Source organism: Candidatus Polarisedimenticolia bacterium (genome assembly GCA_036001465.1).
Lineage (GTDB): Bacteria > Acidobacteriota > Polarisedimenticolia > Gp22-AA2 > Gp22-AA2 > Gp22-AA3.
Genome location: DASYUH010000096.1, coordinates 1 through 14,296 on the forward strand (window position 1 = coordinate 1; position 14,296 = coordinate 14,296).

Annotated in this window: 10 protein-coding genes; 3 read left to right on the plus strand and 7 right to left on the minus strand. The window is 68.5% G+C overall.

What is annotated here, in order from left to right; genetic code table 11:
- Window positions 1-621 precede the first annotated feature (621 nt).
- Both VGV60_16990 and VGV60_16995 read right to left on the minus strand, forming a co-directional pair.
- On the minus strand, window positions 622-2,067 hold the full coding sequence (locus VGV60_16990; GenBank protein HEV8702969.1) for an APC family permease: 1,446 nt from the start codon (window positions 2,065-2,067) through the stop codon (window positions 622-624).
- 15 nt (window positions 2,068-2,082) lie between these two features.
- Window positions 2,083-4,137 carry an oligopeptide transporter, OPT family gene (locus tag VGV60_16995; GenBank protein HEV8702970.1) on the minus strand — a complete coding sequence of 685 codons (2,055 nt, stop codon included), beginning with the start codon at window positions 4,135-4,137 and terminating at the stop codon, window positions 2,083-2,085.
- A 217-nt stretch (window positions 4,138-4,354) separates the two neighbouring features.
- Between VGV60_16995 and VGV60_17000 the strand changes: the two genes are divergently transcribed.
- Window positions 4,355-6,352, plus strand: a complete 1,998-nt coding sequence (locus tag VGV60_17000; GenBank protein HEV8702971.1) for a peptidase M49 — start codon at window positions 4,355-4,357, stop codon at window positions 6,350-6,352.
- A 111-nt stretch (window positions 6,353-6,463) separates the two neighbouring features.
- The gene (locus VGV60_17005) at window positions 6,464-7,840 is read left to right on the plus strand and encodes a hypothetical protein (GenBank protein ID HEV8702972.1); all 1,377 of its coding nucleotides are present in this window, start codon (window positions 6,464-6,466) and stop codon (window positions 7,838-7,840) included.
- A gap of 65 nt (window positions 7,841-7,905) precedes the next feature.
- Here VGV60_17005 and VGV60_17010 read toward each other — a convergent pair whose 3' ends face one another.
- The 5 genes from VGV60_17010 to VGV60_17030 all read right to left on the minus strand — a co-directional run bounded on the left by VGV60_17010 (window position 7,906) and on the right by VGV60_17030 (window position 12,906).
- Window positions 7,906-8,076: a hypothetical protein gene (locus VGV60_17010; GenBank protein HEV8702973.1), complete on the minus strand. Its 171-nt coding sequence runs from the start codon at window positions 8,074-8,076 to the stop codon at window positions 7,906-7,908.
- Between the two features lie 88 nt (window positions 8,077-8,164).
- Window positions 8,165-9,166 (minus strand): tetratricopeptide repeat protein, encoded by a 1,002-nt coding sequence (locus tag VGV60_17015; protein HEV8702974.1) that lies wholly within the window; start codon window positions 9,164-9,166, stop codon window positions 8,165-8,167.
- A 260-nt stretch (window positions 9,167-9,426) separates the two neighbouring features.
- Window positions 9,427-10,794 (minus strand): sigma-54 dependent transcriptional regulator, encoded by a 1,368-nt coding sequence (locus tag VGV60_17020; GenBank protein HEV8702975.1) that lies wholly within the window; start codon window positions 10,792-10,794, stop codon window positions 9,427-9,429.
- A gap of 17 nt (window positions 10,795-10,811) precedes the next feature.
- A complete protein-coding gene (locus VGV60_17025; protein ID HEV8702976.1) occupies window positions 10,812-12,557 on the minus strand; it encodes an ATP-binding protein in 1,746 nt (581 codons plus the stop codon).
- Between the two features lie 76 nt (window positions 12,558-12,633).
- On the minus strand, window positions 12,634-12,906 hold the full coding sequence (locus VGV60_17030) for an HU family DNA-binding protein (GenBank protein ID HEV8702977.1): 273 nt from the start codon (window positions 12,904-12,906) through the stop codon (window positions 12,634-12,636).
- Between the two features lie 166 nt (window positions 12,907-13,072).
- Here VGV60_17030 and ttcA point away from each other — a divergent pair, with 166 nt between their 5' ends.
- Window positions 13,073-13,999: a tRNA 2-thiocytidine(32) synthetase TtcA gene (gene ttcA / locus VGV60_17035; protein ID HEV8702978.1), complete on the plus strand. Its 927-nt coding sequence runs from the start codon at window positions 13,073-13,075 to the stop codon at window positions 13,997-13,999.
- Window positions 14,000-14,296 lie beyond the last annotated feature (297 nt).

The window sequence follows — 14,296 nt, forward strand, 5'->3', positions numbered from 1 at the left end:
CGGCCGAGTCTCACCCGAGATAGGCCATCCAGATGGTTCGACGAAGGTCTCCTATCTACCGTCAGCCCCGCCGCGGGGCAACCACAAAGTGAGCGGCGGCAGATTCGCTGGAATGGCCTGTGTGGATGGCTCTTCCGTGGACCTCGTCCAATAAGTCGGTGTGGTTTCGACAAACATTCTTGTGCCAAGTGAAAGATGGCGTCAGGCGTGAGCTCGCGGGAGACACCGAAGAGATGCACGGCCGCAGCCGTCCAAGCCATGGGACGACGCGACAGAAGGAGCAGCAAGCGACCGCCGCGTAAGGTCACGCTCAGATAGGTGGCGCGATGTCCGTCGCCGACGGCGCAGCGGCACAGGGGCTTTCCGCGCGCAGCGTCCGCACGAAGATGCTCCCCCGCAGAACCTCCTCCAGAGGGGGCAACTTGTGGACGGCGCGACGTCGGCGGTCGAGTAGGTTCCGCATAGACTTACATTCTTATAACCGTAAGAGTATTGTTCGCGCAACTCCCTGGGACAGCGGGAACGGAGAAGAGCCTGAGGGGAAGGAAGGAGAGCGGGGCTAACCTGTTGAAAAGACGTGGAACATGGGGCTAACTAACCGGCATTGGGGCTAGCCCCGGGCTAGCCCTTCTGGCCCCGGCGGTACAGCACCCAGCCGAAGGCGAGGAGCAGGCCGCATCCGCCGAGAATCTTCCCCTCGAACATCCAGAAATTCGATCCCGCCGGCGGGACGAGAGCGAAGACGATGGAGGCGGCGGTGGTCAGGAACCCGACCACCCCGACCAGCATCATCCCGGCGCGGCCGCCGGGAATCGGAATCGTGCCATCGGGGGCGGAGGCCGCGACCTCCTGACCGGCCGGCGGCAGGCCGAGCTTCAGGAACGCGGCGAAGAGGTAGAGATAGGGAATGAAATACACCACGATGGTGAAGTCGGCCAGGAAGAGGTAGGCCTGCTCGACATCCACGCCGATGAAGCCGACGAGAATCAGGAGACTCGAGATCCCGCCGGTCACCAGGAGCGCCACGTGCGGCGTCCTGTGGACCGGGTGCAGGCGGCCGAAGGCGGGGGGCAGGTAGCGATCGATGCCGGCGACGAACGGGATGCGCGAGCAGCCGGCGAGCCAGGCGCTGCAGCCGCCGACGCCGCCGAGGGCGATTAAAAGGGCCATGATCCCCGCCAGGAAGCCGAACCCCATCTTCTCCTGCACCGCCGCGATGGCGGCGGCCACCCCGTCCAGCAGGCCGACGTTCTCCTGCGGCAGCGCCACGAGGAGCGCGGCCGTCCCGAGGATGTAGATGAGCGTGATGATGACGCCGGAGATCAGGATGGCGCGCGGCACGTTCTTCTTCGGATCGATGATCTCCTCGCCCATGAGCGCCCCGAGATCGAGCCCGGAGAAGCCGAAGCAGATCGCCGAGAAGAACGACACCGTCCCGAAGCTGAAGACCGGCACCAGGGCGCCGGCGTGGAAGGGGGTCGCGGCCCCGTAGCGCACCAGGGCGAACGCCCCGAGGGCGATCAGCAGCGTCGCCGGCAGCCAGGTGCCGTAGGCCCCGAGGTTGTTCAGCCAGCGCGCGTGCCTCAATCCGCGCACGTTGAACCAGACCACGACCCAGAAGATGAGGAGGGACAGCGCCGCCATGAACGGCGGGCTGGATTCGAGCCCCTTGTGCTGGGCTCCCAGCATGAAGGCCAGGTTGCCGACCGTGAAGATGAGCAGGTGCGGGAAGTAGATCAGATTGTTGGTCCACAGGCACCAGCCCGAGATGAAGCCGTGGTTGTCGCCGAAGGCGTGCTTGGTCCAGGCGTAGATCCCGCCTTCCTCCGGGTAGCGCGTCGTCAGGTTGATGACCGCCAGGCCGGAAGGTACGAAGAAGCAGAGGAAGGCGAACACCCAGAGCGGCAGCGCGGCGTAGCCGTAGCCCCCGGCCGACGTCAGCCACCAGCGCAGGCCGACGATGGCCACGACGTTCAGGAGGACGAGGTCCCACAGCCCGAGCTCGCGTCTGAGGCCGGCCGACGAAGCGCCGGACGCCTGGCCGTCGACACCCCCCGGGGTGGTCATCGGCTCATCGGTCCGTTACATCATCGCCGCGGGCGGAGCCGGCTCGTCGGCGCGGCCGGCATTGTCGAGCGGGACCTTCACGAGCAGGTAGACGATCAGGGCCGCCACGAGGAGCCCCGCCACGTAGGACGGATCGCGGAACAGCCCCGGGATCGGGACCTCGAAGAAGTTGCAGGTGGCCGTGCCGAGGCCGACGAGGGCCTCCCCCGCGATGAGCCCCGAGGCGGCCAGGATGCCGACGTTCTCGACGCGGATCTTCTGCGCGGCGTTCAGGCCCCGGCGGGTCGCGAGGCGGTCGATGACCCAGCGGATCATCCCGCCGACGAAGATGGCGGAGGTGGTGGCCAGAGGGAGGTACATGCCGACGGCCACGAGCATCGGGCTCTTGACCTTCACCATGATCATCGCCACGCCGAGCATGATGCCGATGACGATCAGCGGCCAGGCCATTTCCTTCCCGACGATCCCCTGCGCCAGGGCGGCCATCAGGCCGGCCTGCGGGGCGGAGAGCTGCCGATCCCCGAAGCCGGTCCCTCCCGCGTTGATGTTCCCCTCGTGCAGGACCAGGAGCGGGAAATACATGACGAGGCTGGCGGCCAGGACGGCGATGAGCTCGACGATCTGAATCGTGCGCGGCGTCCCGCCGAGGATGTATCCGACCTTGAAGTCCTGGAGCAGCTCCCCCGCGACCGCCGAGGAGACGCAGACGACGGCGGCCACCCCCAGCACGGCCGCCACGCCGCTCAGCCCCGAGACGCCCATCCCCACCATCAGGAGCGCGGCGATGACCAGGGTGGATAGTGTCAGCCCGGAGATCGGATTGTTCGACGACCCGATGAGCCCGACCAGGTAGCCGGAGACCGTGGCGAAGAAGAAGCCGGCCACGATCATCACCACCGCGGCGACGATCGCCCCGGCGACGAGACCGGTCATGTAGATGTAGAGAGCGGTCATCAGGAAGAAGAACAGCCCGATCAGCAGGAAGACCGTCTTCGAGCTCATGTAGCGCTCGGTGCGGCTCGCCCTGGCCTGGGCGGACGCGGAGCCGCCGCGCAGCTCGGAGAACGCCTTCGCAAGCCCCCCGAAGATGCTCCGGCGCCTCATGAACAGGGTGTAGGCCGTGCCGACCAGCATGCCTCCCACCGCGATCGGCCTGACGATGAAGCGCCACACGGCGTTGATCGTCCCGCCCCAGGCTTCGGGATCGCTGCCCGCCGGGAGGATGGTATTGAGCTCCGGACCGAGCAGGTAGGCGATCAGGGGGACCATGAGTCCCCAGGCGATCACCCCGCCCGAGAAATTGAGGGCGGCGAGCTCCGGGCCGATGATGTATCCGACGCCGAAGTACGCGGGGGAGATGCTCGGGGCGGCGAAATTCGTCACGCCCCCCGTGGCGACTGCGGGCGCCGCGGCCGTCGCGCCCAGCTTGATCTTGCTGGTCCCGATCGCCCCCATCTTGACGGGGATGTCCTTGTCGATGGCGACGACCTTGAACACGCTCAGGAGGAAGGCCCCGGCCCCGAACGCCATGCTGTAGAAAAGATGGCGGGCGGCCTCGGCGCCCCGCTGCCCCGCCTTGTGGATCTCGCCGGCGGCGACCGACTCCGGGAACGGGAGCTCGCGGTCTTCCACCATGACGCGCCGGATGAGGGAGCAGAAGAGCACGCCCAGGACCGATCCGACCACCATCAGGGCGGTCGATTTCCAGTAGGCGTCGGCGAAGCCGAACGACGGCCAGACCCCGGCGATGTAGAAGGCGGGCAGCGTGAAGATGGCGCCGGCGGCCACCGACTCTCCGATCGAGCCGGCGGTCCGCGCGATGTTCTCCTCGAGGATCGACCCTTTCCACAACCTGAGGATCGCCATGCTGATGACCGCCGCCGGGTAGGTCGCGGCGATCGTCTGGCCGGCGCGCAGGCCGAGGTAGGCGTTGGCCGCCCCGAGGATGACCGTCATGACCAGTCCGATGAAGACCGCCCTCCAGGTGAACTCCTTCATCTCGACCGAAGGGGGGACGAACGGCTTGTAACCGGATGGGTTCGAGGGACGGGAAGACTGGGGGTTGCTCATGCGCAGTGGGCCCTCCGAGTCGTTCAGGTCGCGAGACTCTACATCGCCCCGCGTGAGGGTGTCAACGAAAGTCGTCTATACTACGCGGCCTTCGCGCCTCGTTCGGGCGGGCCCGGACGGGAGGAGGGCGCCCACGAAGACGAACGCGCCTTGGGTACTGTGCGCCCTGGGGCTGGCCCTGTCCGCCGGCGCCTGCCGGGGCGACGGGAAGGGATCGATGCCGGCATCCAGGGACAGCGACACGCGGCCGTATCTCCTGGAGACGGTCGGCGAGTTCGCCGTGGCGCGGCTCTACGCCGACGGCTTCGAGGAGCTCGACCCGAAAGAGCGGATCCTCGCCTTCTATCTCTACCGCGCCGCCCTCGCCGGGCGGGACATCTTCTACGACCAGATGGGCCGGGACGTCCTGGAGATCAGGGACCTCCTGGAGGAGATCCTGACGCACCCGCAGGGAGTGGATGCGCGGTTCCGCGACCGGCTCCTGGTCTATCTGAAACTCTTCTGGATCAACAACGGCAACCACAACGACCGCACGCGGCGGAAGTTCGTTCCGGAGTTCTCGCCCGACGATCTGCGCCGGGCCGCCGAGGCGGCGGTTTCGGCCGGGGCGAGCGTGAAGCTGGCGGTCGGCGAGACACTGCCCCGGAAGCTCGAGCGCCTCAGGCCGGCGATTTTCGATCCGAACGTCGACCCCCTGTCCACCTGCAAGACGCCGCCGCCCGGCCAGGACATCCTGACCTGCAGCAGCGTCAATTTTCACGAGGGGCTGGCGCTCAAGGATCTCGAGGGGTTCCAGGAGAAATACCCGCTGAACTCGCGGCTGGTGAAGAAGGACGGGCGCGTCGTCGAGGAGGTCTACCGCGCGGGCCGCCGCGAGGTCCCGCCGGGTCGCTACGCCCGGGAGCTGAAGACGATCGTCGGCTTCCTGGAGAAGGCGCGCGCCTACGCCGACGGACCCGAGTCGACCATCCTCGGCCATCTGATCGATTATTTCGCCACCGGCCAGCCGGAGGCGTTCCGCGCCTACAACATCGCCTGGGTCGCGCAGGACCCCAGGGTCGACGCGGTCATCGGGTTCATCGAGACCTACAAGGACCCGCGCGGCCAGAAAGGGGCCTACGAGGGGATCGTCCACTTCGTCGATCCGCGCATGACCCGGCTCCAGAAGGACCTCGCCCGCCTGGCCCAGTACTTCGAGGACCACGCGCCCTGGGACGATCGCTTCAAGCGCAAGGGGTTCAACATCCCGGTCGCGAACGCCGTGAACGTCCTGGTCTCGACGGGCGACTCGGGCCCGATGCCCCCCATCGGGATCAACCTGCCGAACGAGGAGGAGATCAGGGAGCGTCACGGCAACAAGAGCGTCGCCCTGGTCAACGTGATGGACTCCAGCAACCGGGCGGTGCACGCCAAGGTCGTGGAGGAGTTCTTCCTGCCGGAGGACCGGGCGCTGGTCGAGAAGCACGGCGCCGCGGCCGACCTTCTGCAGACGACCATGCACGAGGTCCTCGGTCACGCCTCCGGGAAGGTCGCCGACGCCCTCAAGGGGGATCCCCGGGACCGCCTGCGCGAGTACTACTCGGCGCTGGAGGAGGCGCGCGCCGAGCTGATCGCCCTGCACAACTTCTTCGACCCGAAGCTGATCGAGATCGGGGCGATTCCCACCGCCGAGGTCGCCGAGGCCGCCTGCCGGGACTACGCCACCAACGACCTCTACATGCTCAGGCGGGTGCGCCAGGGGGACGTCCTGGAGGACGATCACATGCGCGCCATCCACCTCATCGTCAGCTACCTGAGGGAGGCGACCGGCGCGGTCGAGTTCGTGAAGCGCGACGGCAAGAGCTACGCGCGCGTCAAGGACATCGCCGCCATGCGCCGGGGCGTGGCGGAGCTGCTGAGCACCCTGCAGCGCATCAAAGGGGAAGGAGACTACGAGGCGGCGCGCGAGCTGACCGAGCGCTACGCGGTGCGCATCGACCCCGCCCTGCGCGACGAGATCGTCGCCCGGGCCGATCGGGCCGGCATCCCCTCGTATGTCGCCTTCGTCATGCCGGACATCGTGCCCGTGCGCGACGCGGACGGGGGGATCCAGGACGTCCGGCTCGCCTATGCGTCCGACCTGGCGACACAGATGCTCAAGTACTCGGGAAAGCTCCCGCTCGAGGAGCCCCCTCCGGCCCCCTCCCCGACTCCCACGCCGGCCCCCGGACGCTAGCAGGCGGCTCTGCGGTCACGGACCTGCGGCAAGGCCCGTCCGGCATGGCCCGCCACCCCCCCGCAACCTATATTGGATGACGACGCGCCCGATCGCGGCGCGGGGAGCGTCATGGCGCCGACTCCATCTCACAGGCCTCCGTGTCCACCTTTCGCCGGTCTCGTCCTGGCGACGATCCTGGCGACGATCCTGACCGGCTGCCTGGCGTTCCGGCGCTACGACATGGCGCGCATCCATCAGGAGGCCGCGGCGCGGCCGCGCAACCCGGTCATCGTCCTGCACGGCTTCCTCGGCAGCCGGATGAAGAACCTCCGCACCCACCAGTCGGTGTGGGGGCGCGTGTTGAACGCCGTAAGGCGCGGCGATCCCGACGACCTGGCCCTGCCTATCGACCGGCTCCCCCTGGCGGAGAACCGGGACGACCTGGTGCCCTACGAGATCTGCGACGCCATCCTGGGCGTGAAGTTCTACGGCTCGATCCTGGACTCGCTCGTGCAGGTGGGTGGCTACCGGCTGGGAGACATCGACGATCCCCGCCCCGACGACACCGCTTTCGTCTTCAACTACGACTGGCGGCGCGACAACGTCGAGGCGGCAATCGCCCTGGGCCGGGCCATCAGGAAAATCAAGGCCCGCCTGCAGGCGCCCGGGATGCGCTTCGACATCGTGGCGCACAGCATGGGCGGACTGATCGCGGAGTACTATCTCAAGTACGGCACCGAGGACGTCCTCGATCGACCCGGCGAAGCTGCCGTGACCTGGGCCGGCGCCCCCGACATCGGGAGGATCGTCGCCATCGGCACGCCGCACCAGGGGACCATGTCGGCCTTCCGCATCCTCAACAACGGCATCTCCCGCACCCTGTCTCCCCGGGAGCTCTTCACCATGCCGTCGGTCTACCAGCTCCTGCCGGCCACAGGCGCCGGGCACTTCCTCGACATGGACGGCAGGGAGGTCGCGATCGATCTGTACGACGCGCAGACCTGGATCAGGAACCGCTGGTCGATCTGGAGCCCGCGCGAGGCGGCGATCGCACCGGTCCCGAAGAACGCCGGGCGATTCCTGCAGGCCTCCCTGGATCGGGCCCGCGCCTTCAGGACGGCCCTCGACCGGGAGGGGCCGGGCGCCCCGCCGCTGGTGCCGATCAACCTGTTCGGCTCGGACTGCATCCCGACCCTCGACCGGGTCGTCGTGGACCCCGCGCCGGGAGGCACCCGGCTCCTGTTCACCGACGGCACGGCCCCCTTCAAGAATGCGCGCGAGCTGGAACGTCTGATGCTTGCCCCGGGCGACGGCACGGTGACCGCCGATTCGCTCACCGGCCTGGGGGAGCTGTCCCCCCCGTCCCGGGTCGCCTCGACGTTCTTCTTCTGCGCCACGCACGGGCTTCTGCCCGCCAATCGCGGCTTCCAGGGGAACCTGTTCTACGTGCTCCTGGGAGACACCCCGCGGCCCCTGACCGCCCAGGCGTCAGCCCACAGCCGCTAGGATTGCCAAGGCCAGGGCTACGGATCCGTCGTTACGGAAGAGAAACGATCCGTCCTTGAAGGCGACTAGGAGCGGGGTGTGGAGGACGACGCCGCCGCGGTGGCCACGGCCACCGACGCGCCGCGCGGCGAGATCTTCAGGATCAGCTTGAACAGGAGGGACAGGGCCAGGGCCCCGACGCCGAGACCGAACATCACGCACAGGAAGATCACCAGGAAGAGCAGGAACATGTCCATAAGTCCGTCATCCCTCCGGTACGAAAGTGGGGGTGGCGCGTCCCGCCACCCCCTTGGGTTTCGTCGCTTCCGAAACGCGGGCGCTAGGCTAATATAGGCGTCCCTCTTCGTCAAGCAAGTTGCTTCCCGACTCGCTTTCGTTTCCCGATCCGCCCGCGTCGTCGATCGTGCCCCCCAGCCTGGAGAGGTTGCGCCCCGCGGCTTCCGAGCCACCCGCCTGGACGGCGGCCCGGTACTCGTCGACCGCGCGATCCCTCGACCCGGTGCGCTCGTAGGCCATGCCGAGGTTGTTGTGGAAGGCCCCGGACCCGGGCTTGAGACGCACCGCCTCCTCCAGGGAGGGGACCGCGTCCTGGAAGCGACCCGCCTGGATGAAGGCGTATCCGAGGTTGTTCAGCGCGTAAGCGTTCGCGGGGTCCTTCTCGACGGCGGTCTGAAACGCCGCGATCGCCTCGTCCTTCCGGCCCAGGTTCAGGAGCGCCCGGCCGCGCACATTGTGGGCCGGCGAGTCCTCCGGACCCAGGCTCACCGCCTCGTCGGCGGACTCCAAGGCCTCGGCGTAGCGGCCGGCGTCGTTCAGCACCCTGCCCCGGTTCACCCGCGCCTTGACCGATCGCGTATCGAGCGCCGCGGCCCCTTCGAGCGCGGTCGCCGCCTCGTCCAGCTTTCCGTCCTTCCAGAGAGAGAGCCCCAGAAGGTAGGCGGGATAGAACCGGTCCGGGTGCTTCCCGACTTCCGCCTCGAGATAGCGCGAGGCCGAGGTGAAGTCGCCGTCCTTGAAGAACGCCTCCCCCTTGCCGTAGTACGTTTCGCCCGGCCGCAGCACCAGGCTCTCGACGACCAGGTCGTCGACGACCGATCCGGAAACCGGACCGCCGGCGCCCGGATCCGGAACGGCCACGGGACCGGCCGCGACGCTCCCGGACCCTCCGCCGATCTGACCGGCCTGAATGAACGGCGCGGCCTTTTTCGTCGGCTCGCCCGGCTCCCGGCGCGACGTCGTTCCGACGATCACGATTCCGGCGGCCGCTACCAGGAGCGCCGCCCCTCCACAGCTGACGATCAACCTGCCTGTCCGACTCATGCTCATGTGTGTGACCTCCTGGACCGGCTGCATAGCGAGACCGGTGCCAGCCTGGAGGGGGATGGCGGCATGAAACGGACGACCCCGTTCTCAGCCATTCCGGCCGATCGGGTGGTGCGCGGGCCCTCCCCGACGCCGCGGAGCGAGGGGGCTCCGTGTCCGTGCCGACACGCGGCGCCGCAGCGAAGACACGTGGCGTGGATCCCGGTGCACGGTCGCGGGCGGGAGGGCGTTCGCGGAAGCCTGTCCGTGCCTCGGCTCCCCGGCTAATCGGGAGGGCGAAGGCCCAGCGCCTTGAGCTTGCGGTAGAGGTGGCTGCGCTCCAGCCCGAGCTCGCGGGCGGTCTTCGTCATCTGCCAGCGGTTGCGCTCGAGCGCCTTGAGCACGATCTCCCGCTCGGCCTGCTGCAGGCTGTCCTTGAGTGAGGTCCTGGCGGGGACCGCGGCCGGAGGCGCGGGCGGGACCCCGGGGGACGGACCCGGCAGGACGTGGCGCACGTCGTCTCCGGTGACCGTCTCTCCGGACGCCGTGAGAGCCAGGCGCTCGGCCAGGTTCCTGAGTTCGCGCACGTTGCCGGGGTAGTCGTACCCCTGGAGAAGGGCCAGCGCGTCCTCCGAAAACCGGCTGGCGCGGGTCGTCCCTTCGCGGCGGGCCTCCTCCAGGAAGGCGGCGGCCAGGGGGGCGATGTCGTCGCGCCGCGCGCGCAGGGGGGGGACGACGATCGGCAGGACGGCGAGGCGGTAGAAGAGGTCCTGCCGGAAGCCCCCCGCGGCCATGGCGGATCGCAGGTCACGGTTGGTCGCGGCGATGACGCGGGCATCGACCCGGATCGGCCCCTCTCCTCCGAGCCGCTCGATGGTCATGGAATCGAGAGCGCGCAGGAGCTTCGCCTGGAGCGGCGGCGGGATCTCGCCGATCTCGTCGAGGAACAGCGTCCCTCCGGACGCCCTCTCGAAACGCCCGATCTGCCGGCGCAGCGCCCCGGTGAACGCCCCCCGCTCGTGCCCGAACAGCTCGCTCTCGAAGAGCTCGGCCGGCAGGGCGGCGCAGTTCACCGCCACGAACGGGCCGTCCCGGCGCGCCGATTCCGCGTGGATGGATCGCGCCACCATCTCCTTGCCGGTGCCGTTCTCCCCCGTGATCAGGACGGCGCCTCCGCCGGCCGCGGCGCGCGCGATCTCCCGTCTCAGGTCCGCCATCGCCTGCGACTCCCCCACCAGCCGGTGGCGGGCGGCGAGGGCCCCGCGCAGCTCGCGGTTCTCCCTCTTGAGCCGGCCGAGGGCGAGGGCGTTCTTCGCGGAGAGCATCAGCCGGCCCGGGTCGGGCGGCTTCTCCAGGAAGTCGTGCGCCCCGCGCTTGACCGCCAGGACCGCCTTCTCGATGCTGCCGTGGCCGGTCAGGACGATCACCGGCGCATCGATCTGGAGCGCCTGCATCTCCGCGAGAACGGCGAAGCCGTCCTGACCGGGCATCTGCAGATCGAGGATCACCAGGTCGACGTCGTCCTTGCGCAGGATGGCGAGCGCCTCCCCGCCGTCCGCCGCGGCCAACGCCTTGTGACCCTCCAGATCGAAGAGGCGCACGACGGACGCGCGAATGTTCTTCTCATCGTCCGCGATCAGGACCGTGGCCACGTCCCCTCCTCTCGTCCTCAGGAGCCTGTCGGGTGACCGCCCGCCGCGCCCCGGGGGGCGCCCCACGGCAGGAGGATGCGGATCTCGGCGCCGAGTCCGGGACGGTTGCCTGCCTCGATCCGGCCGCCGTGGTCGAGGACGATGCGCCGCGCGATGGCCATGCCCAGCCCGGTCCCGCCCTGGGTCGTCGAGACGTACGGCTCGAACAGGCGCCCGAGCACCTCCTGCGGGAGCCCGGGACCGGTGTCGCTCACCCGGATCTCGGCCCCCGCGTCGGTCCTGCGGGTGGTCACGGTGATCGTCCCGTCCCTCCCCTCGAGCGCCTGCAGCGCGTTGCCGACGAGATTGTTGATCACCTCGCTCATTCTGTCCGGATCGAGCGACACGGACGGCATCGCCGGATCGAGATCGGCGACGATCCGCGCCCCGGGGCTCGAGCCCGAGTACAACGTCACCGCCTGGCTGACGACGCCGTTCAGATCGGAGGGGCGCGGCCGGGGGACCGGCAGGCGCCCGAACCGGGAGAAGTCTTCGAGGATTCCCCGGATCCTCTGGATCTCCTCCTGGATGGTGCGGGCGGCCGCCTCGAAGGCGGCGTCGAACTCCTGCGGCCTCGTCTGCCGCGTCCTGACCAGCCCCTCGAGCGTCAGGGCGATCGGCGACAACGGGTTCTTGATCTCGTGCGCCACGCGCCGGGCCACCTCCTCGGCCGCGGCCAGTCGCTCGGTCTGCCGCAGCCGCTCGCGGCTCTCGGCCAGGCCCCGGGCCATGTGATTGAAGGCGGAGACCAATGCGCCGATCTCCCCCGGGCCCGGCGGCCCGGCGACGGGCTCGTAGCGATCGGCCGCGATGCGGCGCGACATCTCCTCGAGGCGCCGGAGCGGTCCGGTCACGCCGCGCGCCAGGACGAATCCCAGCAGGAGCGACGCCAGAAGCCCTGCCGCGACGACCCAGAGCGCGATGGCCCCCAGGGAAGAGGACAGCGCCAGACCGCGCGCCAGCGACACGGCGGCCACGAGCGCGCCGACGGGGCGCCCCAGGTGATCGCGCAGGCGGATCATCCGGTAGCTGTGCGGAACCCCTCGGATGTCGAGGCGCCCGCCCTCCGCCTGAGGGTCCTTCCACCCGGCCGGGATCGGGGGCGGATTGTCGGGGTCGCTGGCCGCCAGGATGGCGCCGTCGCCATCCAGGAGAAGGGTGCGGACGGTGCCGCCGGGGGACAGGCGCCTCAGGAAATCCGCGTCCAGGAACCGCCCCCCGACCAGGTGGAGCTCCTGCCGGGGGGTCCTGGCGACGCGCCGGGACTGGAGCGTCAGGACGCGGCCGATGCCCGGTGCGATCTCCTCCTCCACGAACGTGGAGCGCGTGTCGGGCAGGTCGAGCTTCAGGCGCTCCGAACGTCCGGCGCTCGCGGGGGCATGTCCCGAGGCGAGAACGGTCCCCCGGGCATCGAGAATGGAGAGGCAGTCGAGGCCGGCGTCCGCCATCAGCGAGGCGGTGGAGTCCGCGCCGGGTACGCCGGCGCGGAAGCGCGGGTCGCTCTCGAGGAGGAGCGCGACGATTTCGAGGGCGCCGGCCGCGTCCCTCCCCTCGCGCTCGATGGCGGCCTCGAATTCCGAGAGCGCGTCGGCGATGCGCCCTTCGTCCTCGGCGCGCACCAGTGGCAGCACGCGCTCCCGGATGATCCAGACGACGGCGCAGGGCGGGGCGACGCTGAGAAGCAGGAGCAGGGCCGTGATGCGCGCGCGCAGGCCGAGTCTCATCGCGGCCGAAGATACCATGCCGTGAGGCGGCCGGCGCGCCGGTCGCCCTGGGAGCCTGGCCGGGGGGACCTCCGGACTAGCGGATCTCGGACTTCAGCGACTTCCCGGCCGTGAACCTCACGACGCGACGTGCCGGGATCTGGATCGGGGCTCCCGTCTGGGGATTCCTGCCCGTGCGGGCCCGGCGCCGTGTCACCGTGAAGGTGCCGAATCCGACGAGGCTGGCGCGCTCCCCCTTCTTCAGCGATTTCATGACGTGCTCCAGAAGAGAGTCGATGACCCGGGCCGCCTTGACCTTGGTCATCCTGGTGTCCCTCGCCACCCTGGCAGTCAATTCCGCCTTGTTCATTCACGACCTCCTGGAACTAGCGTTGCAGAAGCCTGCTTATTCGGTCCGGTAATTTGATCGCTTATAACAAATGCTCCCCGCGATGTCAATGCGGTTTTTCCCCTCATAATTTGATCGGCAAAAAATGAGCGCCCGGCAAGAGAAATTCGCAATTATAATGACCCCCATGTCGACCCTGTTGCAGATCGAGCTCCCCCGGCGGCGCCACGGATCCGAGGCCGGAGCCCCCCGTAGCCTCCTGAAGCCCCTGGCGCGTCGCGTCGGCAGGGCGATCGATGATTTCCGGATGATCGAGGACGGCGACCGGGTTCTGTGCGCCATGTCCGGAGGCAAGGACTCGTACGCCATGTTGCACCTGCTCGATCACCTCAGGCGGCGCGCCCCGGTCCGATTCGAGCTCGTGGCCGTCACCGTGGATCAGGGGTACCGCGGATTCCAGACCGGCGTTCTGGAGCGTTACTTCAAGGAAAAAGGGTACGCCTATCACATCGAGCGCACCAACATCGCGGAGGTGATCGACGACACGATGCCGCTCGGCGATACGCACTGCTCCATGTGCGCCCGCCTGCGGCGCGGCGTCCTGTATCGCCTGGCTCCCGATCTCGGCTGCAACAAGATCGCGCTCGGGCATCATGCCGACGATCTCCTCGAGACCCTCCTGATGAGCCAGTTCTACAACGGCGAGATCTGCTCGATGCCGCCGATCCTCAAGGCGCGCGACGGCAGGAACATCGTGATTCGGCCGCTGTGCTACGTCTGGGAGGAGGAGATCATCCGCTTCACGGCGGAGGCCGGATTCCCGGTGATCTGCTGCGCCTGCCCTGCCTGCGGCGACAATTCCCTGAAGCGCAAGCAGATGAAGCTGCTCTTGCAGCGGTTGGAGGCGGACCATTCCGGGATCAAGGCGTCGCTCCTGCGGGCGCTCTCGAACCTCAGGACCGAGCACCTTCTGGATCGCCGGTTCCTCCCGGCGCTGGGCGGGAAGGCCATCGACCTCGATCCGGGACAAGAAAAACGGGACGGTGGATCAGCCCTGGGATCCACCGTCCCGACGCGGGCAGGAAGTCCCACCTGCCAGCGGGAGGGAGCGTAAGTCGGTCGCCGTCAGGAACCGTCCAGCTCGCCGCAAACCAGAAAGCCCCTGAAAAACCGGCGACCGTTTTTAAAGCCTCCGGTGCCGAACTGCCTTGCTATTACGCCATGAGAGTACGGTCAAAATTGTAATTGTCAAGAAAGAAATTGCGCCTCTCTAATAACTCCGCGTCCCGGTAATAGCCAATGGCTATCTTGCTGACGAAGCCTTTCCCATCTTGCTGACAGGACATGGGATTGGAGCAATCCCCGCGGCCCCCCGCTGTTGACCCCCCGGAGAGCGTCGGCTAGACTCGGC